The organism is Clostridia bacterium, from assembly GCA_035628995.1.
Taxonomy (GTDB): Bacteria; Bacillota; Clostridia; order Lutisporales; family Lutisporaceae; genus BRH-c25.
The window spans coordinates 116,841-135,405 of record DASPIR010000008.1 but is presented as its reverse complement, the minus strand read 5'-3'; the positions used below and the strand labels follow the sequence as shown (position 1 = coordinate 135,405).

The window sequence follows — 18,565 nt, the reverse complement described above, 5'->3', positions numbered from 1 at the left end:
ATATCCAGTTTGATACTTTTTAAGCAATTTAAAACCAATTATATTATATCAAATTTCTAGATATTAAAAAATAACAATTACCGCTTATTTTATACCAAATATATAATTATATTAGTATCTTGCCTTTTTATGTCACTATTTTATCATTCCTTGCATAATTTCCTCCACTTTATCAAAGGGTTCATCCAAAATCAGCATGAGCTCACTTACCAGAAGTTGTCTGGCGCTCTCAAGCATCCGCTTTTCCCCTGTGGAAAGCTTCTTTTCACGGTCTATGACTGTAAGATTTTTTACAATCTCAGAAATCCCGAAAATATCTCCCTCTCTTATCTTTGTCTCATTTCCTCTGTACCTTTTGCTCCAATTCTTGCACATATAGCTTGTTTCACCTGACAGTATACTATATATATCGTCAATTTTGCCCTTTGTTGTTATATACCTAATGCCATGAGCTTCCATCTTATCTAGTGGCACCATGACCCTCATATCTCCCAATGCTATTCTTATAACGTAATACTTGCATTTCTCCCCTAGCACTTCCTTCTCCTCTATGCCCTCTATAACACCTGCCCCATGGCGGGGATAAACAACCTTATCTCCAATATTAAACATCAGCCTGCCTCCAATCATAATTACCATAATTTTCTATGACTAATAGAATGTCCACATTGCAATTATAAATTGACATTGGAATTCCTTATATTTATAATGAATATAGAACAATGTTGTTGAAATTGCTTATGGATAAATCAGTTTTACTAAAGATCCATACTATATTTTATGTTTACTTTTATATAGGAGTGATACATAATGAAAGATTTGCTTTACGATCACTTCCAGGACAGTGTTGGAGAGCTCTTAATACGCCATAAAAGCATTCTTGATGTGCTGACTAAGTACCAGGAGTCACAGTCAAGAGTTAACAGAGCTGTAGTAAAGGCGGTAACCTCCTGCGGGTGTATTGAAATCAATTCAAAGAAACAGTGTTGCGGTGAAGAAGTAGAATATCAGGATTTGAAGAATTATATGGATACTCATTTGACGGGTAACCTATGCGCCAACTGCAGGGAAGTTATTGAAAAAGAGCTGGGTAACAATCTTTTTTATATTGCAGCCTTATGTAATGTGTTGGACGTCAGCATGTACGATGTACTTATAAAGGAATATGAAAAAATGCATACTCTTGGTATTTACAACTTGTTCTAAAACGTAACGAAACCCTGTACAAGGCTTTAAGCCATTATACAGGGTTTTTTTAAATGTGTCTTTCAGTCTGTATCTGTTCATATACTCGTTTGAGACTATCTTTAATCATCCTTGCTCTGACTTCTCCTATACCCTCAACATCATCCAGCTCTTCTATGGAAGCCCCCAGAATTCTTTGCAGCTTTCCAAATTCCGCTACCAGATTTTCAATTATGTTAAGCGTCAGTCTTGGGATTTTGCTCAAAATCCTGTAGCCCCTGGTTGATATCGGTAAATCCAAGGTGTTCATATTGTTTCCCAAGCCAAGGATTTTAGCTACAGACGGCAGTTCCAGAAGATCCTCAGAGGACTGGTTCCTCAATGTCCTTATTACTTCCTTGTAGTTCTTTGTTTCTTCATTTGGCAGGTAATCCCTTATAAGAAGTATCTCTTCTTCCTTAAGACCTGACACCAATTCATCCAGCTGCATACTTACAAGTCTGCCTTCGCTTCCCAGCTCATGTATGTATGTTTCAACCTCAGTTACTATTCTAGTCACAATTTCAATTTTTTGCACAGCCAGAGCCACATCCAGAACAGTCGCAATATCGTCGAACTCCAAAGACCCCAAGTTCACCAATGTCCTGTCCAGTACCGACTTGTATTTGGTTAAAGTCTGCAAAGCTTGGTTTGCTTTGGATAATATTATGCTCAAGTCTTTAAGCACATATTTCTGATATCCTTTATAAAGGGTTATAATATTTCTTCTCTGGGAAATTGAGATAACAAGCTCTCCTGTCTGCCTTGCGACTCTTTCTGCGGTCCTATGCCTTATACCTGTTTCAGAGGACGGTATGGAGGGGTCAGGTATAAGCTGCGTATTTGCATATAATATTTTCTTTGAATCCCGACTAAGTATAATTGCGCCGTCCATCTTTGCCAGCTCGTATAAATATGCCTGAGAAAAATCCGAATTGATATGAAAGCCACCATCTACAAGAGCCATAACCTCTTTGCTGTCACTAAATACTATAAGTCCCCCTGTTTTTGCCTTCAGAACACTTTCCAAGCCCTCCCTCAATGAGGTGCCGGGAGCAATCATCCTGAGACAGCCCTGAAGGCCGTCATCTCTACTTACTTCGTCCCTCATTTGCTTTTCCTCCCAATATAGTGTCAAGCATTTCATTCACATTTGATACCCCAATGACCTCTATGCCTGATTTATCATTTAGCCTGCCAAGATTATTTCTGGGTATGATGCACCTTTTAAAACCAAGCTTTGCCGCTTCATTAACCCGCTTCTCCATGAAGTTCACTGCTCTTATCTCGCCGGCAAGTCCAACTTCGCCTATTATTACGGTGCCTTCATCAATTTCCTTGTCCCTGAAGCTGGAGGTTATTGCAGCTATTATCCCCAGGTCGGATGCAGGCTCATTGAGCTTGATTCCGCCTACAACATTTACATATGAATCGCTGCTGCCAAGCTGCATACCAACTCTTTTCTCAAGTACTGCCATCAGAAGCATGACCCTGTTGTAATCAACACCGGTAGCGTTTCTTCTAGGTACTCCGAAGCTTGTGTGGCTTAGAAGCGCTTGCACCTCTACCAGCATAGCCCTTGTACCCTCCATTGCGGAAATAACGCAGGAGCCTGACGCTCCTTTCATTCTTCCGGAAAGAAGCATTTCAGAAGGGTTGATCACCTCTGTAAGACCTTTGTCTCCCATTTCGAAAATACCAATTTCATTAGTGGAGCCAAATCTATTCTTTACAGCTCGGAGCACCCTGTATGACATATGGGTTTCTCCCTCAAAGTAAAGAACTGTGTCCACCATATGCTCCAATACCCTGGGGCCTGCGATTGCTCCCTGTTTTGTCACGTGTCCCGCTATAAAAGTAGCTATGCCGTCCTGCTTTGCTATTTTCATGAGTCCCAGGGTTGCTTCCCTTACTTGGCTTACGCTGCCCGGAGCTGATGATATCGCTGGATTGTACATTGTCTGTATTGAGTCCACAATCAAAATATCAGGCTTCATATCATTTACATAAACATCAACATTCTCGGTGTTGTTCTCAGATACTAGAAAGATATTCTCCGATCTTATGTCCATTCTGGAAGCCCTGAGCTTAATTTGAGCAGCTGATTCCTCACCTGATATATAAAGTACTTTCCGACCTTTAATCCCGATATTGTTTGATACTTGAAGCAGCAGTGTTGATTTTCCTATTCCGGGGTCCCCGCCAACAAGTATTAGAGAGCCCTTCACAATACCGCCGCCCATTACTCTGTCCAGCTCAGAGTTGCCTGTACTCACCCGCTCCTGAACATTATCCGAGATATCCATTAGCGATTCCGGCTTTGATAAAGCACCTATAAGCCGCTGCTGGGCTTGGGATTCCTTCTGCTCAACCTCTTCAACAAGGGTATTCCACTGCCCGCACTCCGGGCATTTCCCCATCCACTTGGGGGACTCGCTCCCACATTCATTGCATACAAATTTCGTCCTAACTTTCGCCATTTCAACACCTCATATCAAAAGCATATATGAAATCAGACGCGTTTACCCTCAATAATCATATCGGATGTTTCACATATTTTGTAAACCCTATATACAATCATTCCCAAACATTCGCACTTTTTTTCACTAAAACTTATTTCTATTATACTATATTTAAGAATATTATAAACACTTATAAGCTTTCAAAAAAATAATCTCCTGCAAGCATTATTGCTTGCAGGAGATTCGCTTATTTATTATTGAAAACCAGCTTATCATCCTTCGCGTCTATCAAGACATCAGAGCCAGGCTTTATATCACCTTTGAGCATTTCCTCCGAGAGCTGATCCTCCAGCATCTTTTGTATAGCTCGGCGCAGCGGTCTTGCTCCATACGCTTGATCATAGCCCTTTTCCGCCAATAGCGACTTTGCTTTATCCGTCACCTCAACGTTGATATTCATTTCCTTTATTCTCCCAAGCAGCGACTTAAGCATCAACTCTACAATCTGCTTGAGATGTTCTTCCTCCAATTGATGGAATACGATAATATCATCAACCCTGTTCAGGAATTCCGGTCTGAAGGTTCTCTTAAGCTCTTCCATGATATTGCCCTTCATCTTTTCATAGGCATCCTCCCTCTCATTGGTTGATGTAGCGAATCCAAGCACAGCTTGCTTCTTTATTGTACTTATTCCGACATTTGAAGTCATAATTACAACAGTATTCTTAAAGTCAACTGTTCTTCCTTTTCCATCAGTCAGTCTTCCATCGTCAAGTATCTGCAGGAGTACGTTGAATACATCCGGGTGTGCCTTTTCTATCTCATCAAGGAGTATTACCGAGTACGGCTTTCTCCTTACCTTTTCGGTCAGCTGGCCGCCTTCCTCATAGCCCACATAACCCGGAGGCGAGCCAATAAGCTTTGATACAGTATGTTTCTCCATATACTCTGACATATCTATTCTGATAACCGAATTCTCATCACCGAATAATGCTTCTGCCAAGGCCTTGGAAAGCTCTGTCTTACCGACTCCGGTCGGCCCGAGGAATATAAACGAGCCAACAGGCCTCTTTGGATCTTTGAGTCCTACTCTTGCCCTTTTTATTGCCTTTGAGACCGCCTGGACAGCTTCCTCCTGTCCTATAAGCCTGTTATGAAGTATTGCTTCCAAATTAAGAAGTCTCCTGGATTCCTCTTCCGCCAGCTTTGTTACCGGAATTCCGGTCCAACTGGATACAATAGCTGCAATATCCTCTTCAGTTACAACTGAATCCTTTGAACTAGTCTTATCCGTCCAGTTCTTTTTGCCATCCTCCAGCTGCTGTTTTATGCTCTGAATATTATCCCTTACCTGGGCCGCCCTCTCATAATCCTGAAGGCTTATTGCTTCCGACTTCTCTTTTTCCATAGCCGCAAGCTCCTCCTCAAGCTTCTTGACATCCGGAGGGGCAGTAAAGGTCTTTATCTTCACTTTAGAAGCAGCTTCATCTATCAAGTCTATCGCCTTATCTGGGAGAAACCTGTCTGCAATATATCTATCCGACAGGTCTACTGCAGCTTTTATAGCCTCATCGGTTATCTTCACCTTGTGATGTGCTTCATACTTATCCCTCAAACCTGATAGTATGAGGATGGCTTCCTCTTTAGAAGGCTCACCCACAGTCACAGGCTGAAAACGTCTTTCCAGGGCAGGGTCCTTTTCTATATGCTTGCGATACTCGTCAAGAGTTGTTGCTCCTATAGCCTGTATTTCTCCTCTTGCCAGAGCCGGTTTCAATATGTTTGATGCATCTATTGCACCTTCTGCTCCACCTGCTCCGATAATGGTATGCATTTCATCTATAAAAAGTATAACATTCTTTGATTCTCTAATTTCATTCATTACATTCTTAAGTCTTTCCTCAAATTCGCCTCTGTACTTGGAGCCCGCTACCATTGAAGAGAGGTCCAGTGTGACAACTCTTTTACCCCTTAATATTTCAGGAATATTTCCCTCAACAATTTTCTGGGCCAAACCCTCCGCAATAGCTGTCTTACCTACTCCAGGGTCTCCTATAAGGGCAGGATTGTTCTTGGTCCTTCTGCTTAATATCTGAATCACACGCTCTATCTCTTTTTCTCTCCCGATAATTGGATCCAGCTTTCCTTCCTTGGCCATATCAGTAAGGTCTCTGCCGAACTGATTCAAGGAGGGAGTCTTGGCATCTTTGGCCGGTGCTGCCCCGGATTTGCCTTTTGTTCTTTCATCATCAAGGGATGCCACTATTTCATTCCTGACATTGTCAAAGTTCAGACCCATTCCTACAAGTATCTGAGCAGCTATTCCTTCCCCCTCACGAATCAAAGCCAAAAGAAGATGTTCCGTTCCGATATAATTGTGTCCAAGGGTTCTAGCTTCATCTACACTCAGTTCAAGAACTGTCTTGGTTCTGGGTGTATAACCCATAATCTGCTCAACCTGCTGCTTCCCCTTGCCAATAACAGCTTCAACCTGCTGCCTGACTGCTTCCAGTGCAATACCCTTGCCTTTGAGCACTTGGGCTGCAATACCCTCTCCCTCCTTGACAAGGCCAAGGAGTATGTGTTCAGTGCCTATATAGCTATGATTCAACCTAATTGCCTCTTCCTGAGAATATACCATTACCTTCTGGGCTCTCTCAGTAAATTTATCAAAAACTCCCATAATCTATCCTCCTAATATTACCTTCCATTACATTAACTACATCTGATACTAACAGTTATTCTATACTCATGTGGCATGCCCTATATGTTGCGAGTTGCGAGTTACGAGTTGCGAATATGCCAGCAAGGCTTCGAAGTCTCAGCCTGAATCACGTAACGCGAAACCCGAAACGCGAGACCTCCCTTATAGGAATACCCATAATATTAACTATTTAACTTGCTTCTAACCATCTCTGCTCTTATTATATCTCTCTCACCTGCGCTTAATTCCCTCCCGCTGTGCTTTTGTACACTTGCGGTCTGAGTTTCTATCATAATTTCATTCAATAGCTGCGCAGGTATATTTTCAATTATGCCAACATCCACTCCCAGCCTTACATCCGAAAGCAGCTTCATGCATTCCTGGGAATTGAGAACTCTTGCATTTTTCATAATACCCCAGGAGCGCCATATCTTATCCTCTATCTGAATTCTATTGTTTTCAAGCAGTATTTTCCTTGCTTCCTTTTCCTTCTCAATTATCTGTTTTGTCACAGCAGTAAGGTTTTCAACAATTTCTTCCTCTGCTCTTCCAAGGGTTATCTGATTTGAAATCTGGAATATGTTCCCCATAATTTCGGTGCCTTCACCATAAAGCCCTCTTATAGTAAGACCTATATGAGCCACTGCCTGAAGTATCTTGCTCATATTTCCGGTGATGTTCAGCGCTGGAAGATGCACCATGACAGATGCCCTCATGCCTGTGCCAACATTGGTAGGGCAGCTTGTGAGATAGCCCCAATCCTCATTGTAAGCATACTCAAGGTTCTGTTCCAATACATCATCTATATTGCTGGCCATTTCCCATGACTTCTTGATCTGAAGTCCCGGAAGGATAGACTGTATTCTTATATGGTCCTCTTCATTTACCATTATACTAACCACACCATCACTGCTGATAAGCGCCGCCCCGCTTGTGCTGTTCTTTGAAAGTCCCGGGCTGATAAGATATCTCTCTACAAGAAATTGTCTTTCCAAAGGTGCAAGCTCCTGCATTATATAATCCTTGAATTTTAAGGGTGATTCAGTCTTCAGCAGACTATCTCTGACCATCCCTATCACCACTTTCGACCTATCAGCATCCAATCCAGACGGAAACGGCATATCTGCTATATTCCTTGCCAGCCTTATACGGCTGGTCAATATAATATCATTATGAGGTCCATTGCCCTGTATCCAGCCTTTCATCATGCCTCCCCCTTTTCTGCCCTATTGATTTCTCTTATTCTGTCTCTTATAGAAGCAGCTTTTTCATACTCTTCATTCTTAATGGCTTCATCCAACTGCTGCTTAAGCTTCTCGACCTCCCGCAGCACTTTTATTCTTCCTCCGGCCCTATTCGGTATCTTGCCGGTGTGGCTGGTATTCCCGTGCACTTTCTTAAAAAGCGGGTTGAGCCTCTCTCCAAACACCTTGTAGCAATTGCCGCAGCCAAACCTGCCTGTTTCCCTGAACTTGCCGTATGACAGACCGCAGACATCGCACTTGGTGTCCTCTATCATATCTGCCTTTTTAGGCGAAACTCCTCCTGAGTTTAATAGTCCTGCCAGCAGATCATTTACTGAAAAGCTCGTGCTCAAGCTTAGTAGATTCTTCTGCATAGCGCACTGCTCACATAAATGAATATCTGATTTCTTTCCGTTTTCAATTTTTGTTATGTGTACCGTTGCCGGTCTCTTCGCACATTCATCGCAAAGCATAATAATATCTACCACCTTCATCTTATTTTAAAAGAGCTGCAACAATGACCGCTTTTAGAATCTCCGCCCGAAGTTTATCCCTGTGCGGCTTTTCAATCATGGCTAATGTACTGTCATCAGTTGCTGCTTTAAGAATGTTTACAATCTTAGGTTCAATAAGCTTCTGTTTATATAGAGCTTCCACCAAGACAAAAGCTCCTTCCTTGTTGATGCTGTCTCCTATGCTTTTAGAAAGCATATTCAAAAGGTAATCATCCTCATCAAACTCCGCACGAGTGATTTTTATGCAGCCGCCTCCTCCTCTGCGGGATTCTATGAAATATCCTCTTTCAGTCGTGAACCTGGTCATCAGCACGTAGTTAATCTGAGATGGAGCGCAGTCGAACTGATTTGCCATCTCATTCCTCTTAATCTCGATTGCACCCTCGCTCTGTTCTATCATGTCGCTTATAAACGCTTCAATCAAATCACTTATTCTTGACATATCATCACTCTTTCTGACTTTGACTTTCTTTGACCTTTATTTATATTATAATAGAATATGTATTAATATTTCAAGTATGGAACAAAAATATTATTTCATTAGAATGCCTTCTGCTTTCGCAGAAGGCAAAGTTTAGACAGATACTTACAGTTCCACAAGCTGAATTAATACTTGATATCGTTTGACTTTCCTATAGATTGCAAGTGTTGTACCTTATTCTTCTGTTCTTCGGAGCTTACCCAATAGTGGAAGGTCGCTATAAACTCTCCATAGAGGCTGGCATCGTTAAGTTTATCTTCGAGTTCTCCATAATAATTATTTTGGTCCATGGTACTCCTCCTTATCGCAACTTATATTCTCTTCTTCGCTACGATGTAATAATCTCTGCCGTCATGTCCGCCTTTAGTGGACCATTCAAAGTTATTCCTTTCAAGTACCGAGAAAATATTCTGCACCTTGTACGAATCCTGACTATTCATTGATACCACCAATTGCTCATTATCATCCATCTGCTTAACTGTATCAACGATTCTTCTTACATCATTCAGAGTCACATAGCTGCCGACGCTAATCATCCTCTCGATCATTTACCTTCCTCCTATTATTGGGTGTATGAGCTATAAAATCTATGGGAGAGAAAGTCTGCATATTATCTCTACATAGATTAAACACTATAAAGCAATTTTGCTTTATAGTGTTTAATCTATAAATTTTTGCGCAAAACGTATTAGGCTAAATTGTATATTTATAGTTTATGAATCACTTAATTAAATATGCGCAATATCAAAGGCTTTTATTGACACATTCCAACAACTAAGGAAGCCTTTGATGAAACTCGTTGACGGAGCATGACAAATTAAGGTGGAATAGATGCTCCTACTCGTTATAAAAAAAACATGGCAAATCCAAAATTTGCCATGTTTGATTATTATTCTTTATCTTTTTCCCTTAGTGCATTAGCAGCATCTATTATCTTCTGAGCTGCCAGCGGAGGCACTTCCTCATATCTCGAGAAGGTCATCGAGAAGCTTCCCCTTGCTTGTGTCATGGATCTCAGGTCTGTGGCATATTTGAACATTTCAGCCATCGGCGCTTCAGCTGAAACCTTCTGAAGCTTTCCGTCCGGTTCCATTCCTAGTATTCTACCTCTCTTCTTGTTCAAATCCCCTATTATCTCTCCCATATACTCGTCTGGAACAAGTACTTCAACATGATATATCGGCTCCAGAAGTACAGGGCCAGCTGCAGCGACACCCTTCTTATATGCCATAGCAGCAGCAATCTTGAAAGGCATTTCCGCTGAGTCTACAGGATGGAAGGAGCCATCGTAAAGCTTACACCTTAGATTTACAACCGGGTAACCTGCCAGAACACCTTCCTCCAAGCATTCCCTGAGTCCCTTTTCAACGGCGGGTATATACTGTCTCGGAACTGCGCCGCCTACTATCTTATCAACAAATTCAAAATCAGCACTTCCATCAAGAATAGGCTCGAACTCAACCCATACGTGCCCATACTGTCCGTGTCCTCCAGACTGTTTCTTATGCTTGCCTTCCGCTTTAGCCGATTTCCTTATGGTTTCTCTGAATGGTATCTTGGGATCTGTTAGAACTACCTCTACACCAAATTTATTGTGCAGCTTCTTAGTAACAACTTCAAGATGCTGTTCACCCATTCCCGAAATCAGTGTTTGCTTTGTCTCGACATTCTTTTCAACCTTTAAAGTAGGATCTTCTTCAACAAGCCTCTGAATACCATGGCCTATCTTGTCTTCATCACCCTTTGACTTAGGTTCGATAGCCATTGAAATACTTGGTGCCGGAAATTTGGTAAGCTCAAACATCACAGGATTATTGGCATCACACAAAGTATCGCCAGTCGTAGTAAACTGAAGTTTTGCTACAGCGGCAATCTCTCCAGCTACAAATTTATCCATAGCAACCTGCTTTTTACCTCTTAAAAGGAACATATTGCTTATCTTTTCCCTTTTTTCCTTGTTGGAGTTGTATACTTCCATGTCCGCCGTCATTTTACCCGACATTACCTTAAACATGGATATCTTTCCAACGAAGGGGTCTGCAATTGTCTTGTAAACCTGAGCGCTGAAAGGTGCATTTACATCTACCGCTATCTTAACCTTCTGACTGCTCTTGATATTAACTGCATCTGAAGCTGCTGCATCAATCGGAGATGGCATATAATTAAGAACCATGTCCATGAGTACATCTATTCCAATATTTTTAGATGCAGCACCGCAAAGTACCGGTACAACATCTCCATTAATAACTCCAAGCCTTAAGCCTTTTACTATTTCTTCCTTTGTCAGCTCTTCTCCACCAAAGAACTTCTCCATAAGTCCTTCGTCAGTCTGCGCTGCTGCTTCTATTATCATATTCCTATATTCCTCAACCTCGTCTTTGAGGTCAGCAGGGATATCACCTTCAACAGTCTTATTTCCTTCTCTTATCTTTGCTTTCATATCTATCATGTCAACTATACCCTTGAAGTTTGCTTCCACACCTATTGGAAGTGTAAAAGGAACTACTTTATTTCCAAAAACCTCTCTCAGCTGCTCAACAACCTTTGAGAAGCTTGCATTTTCTCTATCAAGCTTATTTACAAAGAATATGCCTGCCTTCTTGCCTTCAACAATAAGATCCCAAGCCTTCTCTGCACCTACTTCAACTCCGCCAATGCTGTCAACAGCTATTATAACGCTGTCAATAACCTTTAAGCTTGCCACTACTTCGCCTACAAAGTCAAAATATCCGGGAGTATCGATTACATTGATTCTGTTTTCCTTCCACTCACATGGAGCAGTCGCTGCACTAATGGAAATCTTCCTCTTAACTTCTTCAGGGTCAAAATCTGTTGCAGTAGTACCGTCCTCAACCCTTCCGAATCTGTCTAGAACTCCGGTATTAAATAGCATAGCCTCTGTTATTGTAGTCTTTCCAGATCCACCATGACCAAATAATCCAACATTCCTTAGGTTTTCCGTTTTGTAATCTTTCATAAAAATTCCCCCTTTTATGTTTATTTTGTCCATCATTAGCAATTTTAAACATACTCGTAGTGAACTCAAATGCTCATACACTGTAATTTTAATTTTAGCTTTCCAGCAAATAAATGTAAAGAGAAAATATCACTAAAAACTGAATATATCGAATTTTTCGTGAATCCCTTGTCGAAACAGAATAAATGTTTACAATTTTTTTGTAATTGTTAAAAAAAGTTGATAAACATTCCAGAAAAAGGTACAATTAATATATATCGCGGAAATGATTTTATAATTAATGTTAAGCCTTTCGTGATGTGAATCAATGGAGAAAACCGCGAGAAAGTTGTATCTTTTACCCTGCTTGCATTGGTTATAATAAAATCAGAGGAGGAACGATTTATGCAGGTAAAATACAGGAAGGAATTAGATCTCATTCCTGTGTATGTGCCCGGCAAACCTATTGATGAGGTTAAAAGGGAGTTAGGACTTGATAAAGTTACAAAGCTTGCGTCTAATGAGAATCCGTTTGGCTTTTCACCATTTGTAAAAGAAGCTGTCTCAAAGGCTCTTGAGGAAGCAAACCTTTACCCTGACGGCAATGCAATCCTGCTTAAGGAAACAATAGCACAGAAATTTGGCATTTCGCCCGAAATGATATTGCCCACATGCGGGTCTGATGAAATGATAGACCTCATTGCCAAAACCTTTATCGAGAAAGGCAATGAAGTAGTAATGGCGGACATCACCTTCCCGCGCTACTCTGCCACATCTCAGATGATGGGTGCAGTTATAAAGAAAGTTCCTTTGAAGAATCTGGCTTATGATATCAAGGGCTTTAGAAATGCAATAAACTCAAATACAAGAGTAGTGTGGCTTTGCAACCCAAACAACCCCACAGGCACAATCTTCAGCGAGAAGGAGCTTATAGAACTGTTAGAGGCTGTTTCTCCAGAAACTTTAGTAGTCTATGATGAAGCATACTGTGAATTCGCTTCACATCCTGATTTCCCAAAGGATAGCTTCAAATTATTAGAAAAATATAAGAATTTGCTGCTTATGAGAACGCTGTCAAAGGCATACGGTCTCGCAGGCCTGAGACTCGGCTATACAATAGGGGACCCGGAGCTGATTTCAATAATCAACAAGATAAGAAATCCCTTTAATGTTACGCTCCTAACCCAGGCTGCAGCTATTGCTGCTATTAATGATGATGAATTCCTTGCAAAAGTAGTAGCCAATAATAATGAAGGCAAGAAATACATATACGAAGAATTTGATAAAATGGGCTTGGAATATACAAAAACAGAAGCCAACCACATAATATTCAACTCCAATCAGAACAGCAATATTGTATTCAATGCACTCCTGAAAAAAGGAGTAATCATAAGACCTGTTGGAGGCTTCACTCCCGAAACCTGGCTTCGCGTAAGCCTTGGAACCAGGTCGGAAAACAGAGAATTCATAAAGGCACTTAAGGAAGTATTGAGATAGAATGAAATAAGCACAAAAAACTGCCGACCAATATGCACATCGCATATCAATCGGCAGTTTTATTTTTCTACACATCCCTCTTATGCCATGGGACTGTTTTAGGTACTTTACCTCACACTTTCACAGGAAAATCGCTAATTATTGAATCAATACATGGGTTTATTAATTCCTGAAAATATTGATCCATCTGTGATGGTGTATATGACATTTTATTATTAACCCACCACTTGAGCAGGTTGATCAAAGTACTTGAAATGTGATTCGTCAAAATCGCTATGGGGACTTTGGGTTCCTTACCCTCAGGCAGCTTTGAAAGAAAATATTCTTCTATTTTTTTATTCCAATAGCTTTGTACCTTATTAAAGAATAGCTCTGCACCATCTGCTTTAATCAACCCTTTAATTAGGCGACTGTTTTCTTCTATATGCTCAAAAAGCTCGACAACCGGAATCAATCTAGGCTTATCCCCTCTATTTTCGATATAGCTCATAATATATCGGTTAAGCATCTCCAACAAATGTTCAGTACTGCTCAAAAACAATTCATCCTTGGTGGTAAAATGTGAATAAAAGGTTGATCGTCCTACATTTGCCCGGTCAATTATATCCTGAACGGTAATTTTGTTGTATCGCTTTTCATGCATAAGTGAAAACAGTGCTTCATGGATTGCTTGACGGGTTTTTACTGTTCTTCTGTCCTGTTCACTATTTTTCATTTCACTCCCTCATTTCCGAACAATTTTAACAAAGTGTTTCATAACGTACATTCCAGTGACATTGCTTATTTACTTCTATAATCAGAATCCATTATATTAAAACAATACAAAGTGTTCAGTATTGAATATATTATACACCAATTATTGAAAAAAGGAAGTGAAATCTATGTCTAAGGCATCAAAAGAGCAATCATTGATAAATTTGCGTGACATCAAGAAAACCTTTATAACCTCCGCAGGTACCTTCGATGCCCTCAAAGGAATAAGCCTTACTGTTGATAAAGGAGAATTTGTATCTGTAATCGGAAAGTCGGGAAGCGGAAAATCTACGTTGATGAATATGATTTCAGGAATTGACAAACCCTCCTCCGGAGAAATCCTCATCGGAGAAAGAATTATCCACTCCATGAGTGAAAATCAGGTTTCTAAATGGCGTGGAATAAATGTAGGGGTTATATTTCAGTTTTTTCAGCTCCTCCCCACCTTGTCCGTTATTGAAAACATTATGCTCCCAATGGATTTCTGCAATACTTTCCACGTATCCCAACGAAAGGAGCGTGCATTTAGTTTGTTGAAGCAGGTTGGGATAGACGATCAGGCATATAAATTCCCCACTGCACTTTCAGGAGGGCAGCAGCAAAGGGTTGCAATAGCGCGAGCTCTATCCAATGACCCTCCTATTATCCTGGCAGACGAGCCTACCGGAAATCTCGATACAGCAACTGCGAACGATGTATTCAGCATCTTCAATGAATTGGTCCGTTCCGGTAAGACTTTGATTATCGTAACCCATGACCAGGATATAGCAGGCCAGTGCTCTCGTACAATAAAGCTAGCTGATGGTCAAATCATATGAAGAAGGAGGTGCCCAACATGCTTAGTTCCAGATGGCACAAATTGATTGGAGACCTTTCCGTCAATAAAATGCGCACAGTCTTTGTAATATTGGCTATATGTATTGGAGTTTTCGGGATTTCTGTGGTTGCAAACTCCTATTCCATTCTTCTGCGGGAAATGGACAAAAATTATATGAATACCAACCCTTCTTCAGCAGTATTATGGACTGACCCGCTAAATGATTCATATATTCAAAAAATCAGAGATTTACCATATATCAAGGATGCAGAAAAAAGAGGAAAGGTAATTGGCCGCGTGCAGGTCGGAAGTAATGAATGGAAAGATATTTGGCTCTTTGTCATCAATGATTTTGATGATATCAGACTGGATACCTTTGCATCTGAAAAAGGGAAAGCGATTCCGGATAGCGGTGAAATTCTCCTTGAACGTAAAGCCCTGTCAGTAGCCAAAGCGGAAATCAATCAATCTATAAATGTTAAAATACCTGATGGAAATATAACTACCTTGAAGCTTGCGGGTACAGTCCATGCACCAGGGTTGGCTCCTGCATGGATGGAAGGCTATGCTTACGGCTACATTACTTCCGGCACCTTGAAGCTTCTTGGAGGAGAGCCAAAGAATACAGAATTGAAGATTATTGTTGCTGAGGATGGAATGAATACGAAGCACATCCGTGATAACGTGTATTTACTTAAAGAGTATCTGGAGAAAGATGGTATCAAGGTTGCACGCATCGACATACCAAGACCGGGTAAGCACCCGCATTATGACCAGATGGCAATCCTCCTGTTTCTGATGGAAATATTCGGTTTACTCGCCCTAATATTAAGTGGTATCTTAGTTGTTAACATTATTACTGCCATAATTGATCAGCAAACTCGTCAGATTGGAATCATGAAGGCCATAGGTGCCAGCTCGCTTCAAATCTCAGGATTATATCAAGGAATGGTTTTGATTCTTGCCTTTGCTGCCTTGCTTATCAGCATACCAGCAGGGGTTTATGCTGGACGCGGTTATGCTTGGATGGCTGCTGAAATGTTAAATTTCAACATTTACAGTTATAGTATTCCAGCATATATCTTTATAATAGAATTTGCCTTAGGCCTACTTGTTCCGCTACTTACAGCAGGCATCCCCATTGCAAGGGGCAGCGGGATCACAGTTTATGAAGCAATAAAAGACTATGGCATAAACCAGGAGAAGTATAGCAGCAGCACAACGAATAGACTCCCTAAAATACTCGGTTTTCTCCCCCGCCCGTTTTTACTGTCTCTTCGCAATACCTTCAGACGCAAAGGGCGTTTGATATTCACCATTTTGGTCATGGCTGCTGGAGGAACCGGTTTTATTGTTGCGATGAATATTTATGCCTCTATGTACTACACGGTGGATGAAAAAATAAATTCACTTTCCTATGATATTCAGGTTACCTTCGATAGTGCACAGCCGGTGAGTATCATAGAAAATGCCATAAGTGAGATCCCTGGAGCAGTAAAGGTAGAAGCTTGGGGCGGTGCAAGTGCATCCCATGTTTATAAGGATGGTACTACCGGAAACAGCTTTAACATTGTTGCCCCTCCATCCTCCACGAAGCTTATGTCAGCACCTCCTCTATATAACGGCAGATGGCTTGAGCCTAATGATAAAAACGCAATTGTTATCAACCAGAGATTGCTGACTAATGAGCCAGATATGAGGGTAGGAAATGAAATAATCCTTAGAATTAACCAAAGGGATACAAAATGGAAGGTTGTAGGTATCTCCAAAGAGTTGCTGGGGCAGCCTGCAGCTTATGTGAATTCGGAATATCTTTCACAAGTACTCCAAAAGGAAGGCTATGCCAGGAATGCTGTGATCGTTACCAGTAAGCATAGTTCTTCCTCACAATCGGAGATTGCTAAACTGCTTGAGCAAAAAATGGCAGAAAAAGGCATGCATGTAAGCTCCCTCATAAAAATTGCAGATTACCGGGAAGCCATAGAAAATCATCTGCTTTTCATTGCCACCTTCCTGATTATGATGTCTGTGCTTGTAGTTATTGTAGGGGGCCTGGGATTGGCGATTACCATAAGCATCAACACCCTTGAGAGGACAAGAGAAATAGGTATTATGCGTGCAGTAGGTGCATCCACAAATTCCATCACAGGCATCGTTGTAACCGAGGGGGTAATCATCGGTATACTAAGCTGGTTTATTTCCATGGTATTGTCCTGGCCCCTTAGCAGATTCGTCAGCTACAAGTTTGGGATGATATTCTTTGAAGCACCACTAGAATTTGCCGCATCTATATCAGGATTTGTGATATGGCTTGCGATCGTCATCCTCTTCGCCGCATTGGCAAGCTTCTATCCCTCATGGAAGGCTTCACAGATGCCTGTAAGAAATGCTCTATCATATGAGTAATGAAATCAGAAGGAGGTCGTTTAGTATGTGGAAAAAGAATATTTTGAAGGCTCTCATCATTATTAGCGTAATAATAGTAATTCTGTTACTGTTTCATCTGATTGGAGGCAATCTTATGAATATGGTAAAAAATCACTTAGGCATATAATCAGCGATAGGCAAATCCAATAAGCCCCTTGAAAATGATGGGATTATATAAGATACTAAAAGGGAAGCATATATAGAGAAAAATACAGGGGGTAATATACAATGCAGTACAGAAAGTTTGGAAAACTGGGGTTTGATGTCTCTATACTGGGATTTGGCTGTATGAGGTTTCCACTAATGCCAGGAGTGGACGGCAGTGAGCCGGATACCAAAAGAATTGACGAAGCAGAAGCCCAAAGGATGGTCAGGTTTGCCATTGATAATGGAGTTAATTACGTAGATACCGCTTACCCTTACCACGGTGGCAGTAGTGAGATCTTTGTTGGAAAGGCTTTAAAGGATGGCTACCGTGAGAAGGTAAAGCTGGCTACAAAGCTGCCTGTATGGCTTTTAAAAACCAAAGAGGATTTTGATAAATACCTTGATGAGCAGCTGGAAAAGCTTCAGACAGACCATATAGATTTTTACCTGTTGCATGCTCTCGGTAAAGAAAGATGGAATACAGTAAAAGAACTTGATGTGCTTGGTTCCCTAAAGAAGGCCATAGCAAGCGGCAAAGTGAAGCATGCAGGTTTCTCCTTCCACGATGATATCAGTTTCTTTAGGACAATACTGGATTCCTTTGATTGGGGAATGTGCCAGATAATGTTCAACTATATGGAGGACAAAGAGTGGGAGAAGCACATAAGCTACGCACACACCAAAGGAATTGCAGTTGTTGTAATGGAGCCTCTCTTGGGCGGCAAGCTTTCTAACACTCCGCCTGTGGAAGTGGCAAAAGTCTGGAAGGAGTCCGGATATGACAGGAGCCCTGCTGACTGGTCATTCAAATGGATATTCAATCATCCCGAGGTAACTCTCGCCCTGAGCGGTATGAGCACTATGGAACAGGTGGTTGAAAACCTGAAGATAGCTGGAAACTCCATGCCTAATGCCTTAAGCGAAAAAGAACTCAATGCCGTTAATAAGGTAAGAGAACTTTACACCAACCTGACAAAAGTGAAATGCACAGGCTGCGAATACTGTCTGCCTTGCCCCAACAATGTGTCCATACCGCAGATTTTCTCTTACTACAACGAGGCCGCAGCTTACAACATTCAAATGGAGTCAGCGAAAAACTATGCAGGCTTGAAGCAGTCAAGCAAGGATGCATCTTTATGCGTGGAATGCGGCAAATGCGAAGAGGCATGCCCTCAAAAACTGCCGATAATGAGGCACCTTAAAGAAGCACATGAATCATTGAACGGATAAAAGAACGGGTACCACTGAACACACGGAAATCCACGGAATTACACGGATGAAAATTTATTAGCTTACCGTGTGTTCAGTGGATTTCCGTGCAAATCCGTGTTACACGTT

Annotated in this window: 17 protein-coding genes; 6 read left to right on the top strand and 11 right to left on the bottom strand. The window is 41.2% G+C overall.

Going from position 1 to position 18,565, the window contains the following annotated elements; translation table 11 throughout:
- Positions 1-135: 135 nt before the first annotated feature.
- Positions 136-612 (bottom strand): CarD family transcriptional regulator, encoded by a 477-nt coding sequence (locus VEB00_02265; GenBank protein HYF81842.1) that lies wholly within the window; start codon positions 610-612, stop codon positions 136-138.
- A gap of 198 nt (positions 613-810) precedes the next feature.
- On the opposite strand from VEB00_02265, the gene VEB00_02260 reads away from it, so the two are divergent.
- A complete protein-coding gene (locus tag VEB00_02260) occupies positions 811-1,206 on the top strand; it encodes a DUF1573 domain-containing protein (GenBank protein ID HYF81841.1) in 396 nt (131 codons plus the stop codon).
- A 49-nt stretch (positions 1,207-1,255) separates the two neighbouring features.
- Here the strand turns inward: VEB00_02260 and disA are convergent, their stop codons facing one another.
- The 9 genes from disA to fusA all read right to left on the bottom strand — a co-directional run bounded on the left by disA (position 1,256) and on the right by fusA (position 11,607).
- Complete coding sequence (gene disA / locus VEB00_02255) at positions 1,256-2,335, bottom strand: DNA integrity scanning diadenylate cyclase DisA (protein HYF81840.1); 1,080 nt, start codon at positions 2,333-2,335, stop codon at positions 1,256-1,258.
- On the bottom strand, positions 2,316-3,704 hold the full coding sequence (gene radA, locus VEB00_02250) for a DNA repair protein RadA (GenBank protein ID HYF81839.1): 1,389 nt from the start codon (positions 3,702-3,704) through the stop codon (positions 2,316-2,318). The genes disA and radA overlap by 20 nt, the downstream gene beginning before the upstream one ends.
- 229 nt (positions 3,705-3,933) lie before the next feature.
- On the bottom strand, positions 3,934-6,369 hold the full coding sequence (locus VEB00_02245) for an ATP-dependent Clp protease ATP-binding subunit (GenBank protein HYF81838.1): 2,436 nt from the start codon (positions 6,367-6,369) through the stop codon (positions 3,934-3,936).
- A 203-nt stretch (positions 6,370-6,572) separates the two neighbouring features.
- A complete protein-coding gene (locus tag VEB00_02240) occupies positions 6,573-7,595 on the bottom strand; it encodes a protein arginine kinase (protein HYF81837.1) in 1,023 nt (340 codons plus the stop codon).
- Positions 7,595-8,107 (bottom strand): UvrB/UvrC motif-containing protein, encoded by a 513-nt coding sequence (locus VEB00_02235; GenBank protein HYF81836.1) that lies wholly within the window; start codon positions 8,105-8,107, stop codon positions 7,595-7,597. Before VEB00_02235 ends, VEB00_02240 begins: the two co-directional genes overlap by 1 nt.
- Before the next feature lie 22 nt (positions 8,108-8,129).
- Positions 8,130-8,591, bottom strand: coding sequence for a CtsR family transcriptional regulator (locus tag VEB00_02230; GenBank protein HYF81835.1), 462 nt, complete (start codon positions 8,589-8,591; stop codon positions 8,130-8,132).
- A gap of 164 nt (positions 8,592-8,755) precedes the next feature.
- Positions 8,756-8,920 (bottom strand): hypothetical protein, encoded by a 165-nt coding sequence (locus tag VEB00_02225; GenBank protein HYF81834.1) that lies wholly within the window; start codon positions 8,918-8,920, stop codon positions 8,756-8,758.
- Positions 8,921-8,941: 21 nt separating this feature from the next.
- Complete coding sequence (locus VEB00_02220; GenBank protein HYF81833.1) at positions 8,942-9,178, bottom strand: hypothetical protein; 237 nt, start codon at positions 9,176-9,178, stop codon at positions 8,942-8,944.
- Positions 9,179-9,519: 341 nt separating this feature from the next.
- Positions 9,520-11,607: an elongation factor G gene (gene fusA, locus VEB00_02215; GenBank protein HYF81832.1), complete on the bottom strand. Its 2,088-nt coding sequence runs from the start codon at positions 11,605-11,607 to the stop codon at positions 9,520-9,522.
- Positions 11,608-11,991: 384 nt separating this feature from the next.
- Here fusA and hisC point away from each other — a divergent pair, with 384 nt between their 5' ends.
- Positions 11,992-13,083 (top strand): histidinol-phosphate transaminase, encoded by a 1,092-nt coding sequence (hisC, locus tag VEB00_02210; GenBank protein ID HYF81831.1) that lies wholly within the window; start codon positions 11,992-11,994, stop codon positions 13,081-13,083.
- A 112-nt stretch (positions 13,084-13,195) separates the two neighbouring features.
- Here hisC and VEB00_02205 read toward each other — a convergent pair whose 3' ends face one another.
- Entirely contained in the window at positions 13,196-13,798 is a 603-nt protein-coding gene (locus VEB00_02205) for a TetR/AcrR family transcriptional regulator (protein HYF81830.1), read from the bottom strand.
- 166 nt (positions 13,799-13,964) lie between these two features.
- Here VEB00_02205 and VEB00_02200 point away from each other — a divergent pair, with 166 nt between their 5' ends.
- From VEB00_02200 to VEB00_02185, 4 genes are all read left to right on the top strand, one after another.
- Positions 13,965-14,654, top strand: a complete 690-nt coding sequence (locus tag VEB00_02200) for an ABC transporter ATP-binding protein (protein ID HYF81829.1) — start codon at positions 13,965-13,967, stop codon at positions 14,652-14,654.
- A 17-nt stretch (positions 14,655-14,671) separates the two neighbouring features.
- Positions 14,672-17,059, top strand: a complete 2,388-nt coding sequence (locus VEB00_02195; protein ID HYF81828.1) for an FtsX-like permease family protein — start codon at positions 14,672-14,674, stop codon at positions 17,057-17,059.
- A gap of 25 nt (positions 17,060-17,084) precedes the next feature.
- Positions 17,085-17,207: a hypothetical protein gene (locus VEB00_02190; GenBank protein ID HYF81827.1), complete on the top strand. Its 123-nt coding sequence runs from the start codon at positions 17,085-17,087 to the stop codon at positions 17,205-17,207.
- A gap of 101 nt (positions 17,208-17,308) precedes the next feature.
- Complete coding sequence (locus tag VEB00_02185; protein HYF81826.1) at positions 17,309-18,457, top strand: aldo/keto reductase; 1,149 nt, start codon at positions 17,309-17,311, stop codon at positions 18,455-18,457.
- The last annotated feature ends 108 nt before the right edge of the window (positions 18,458-18,565 follow it).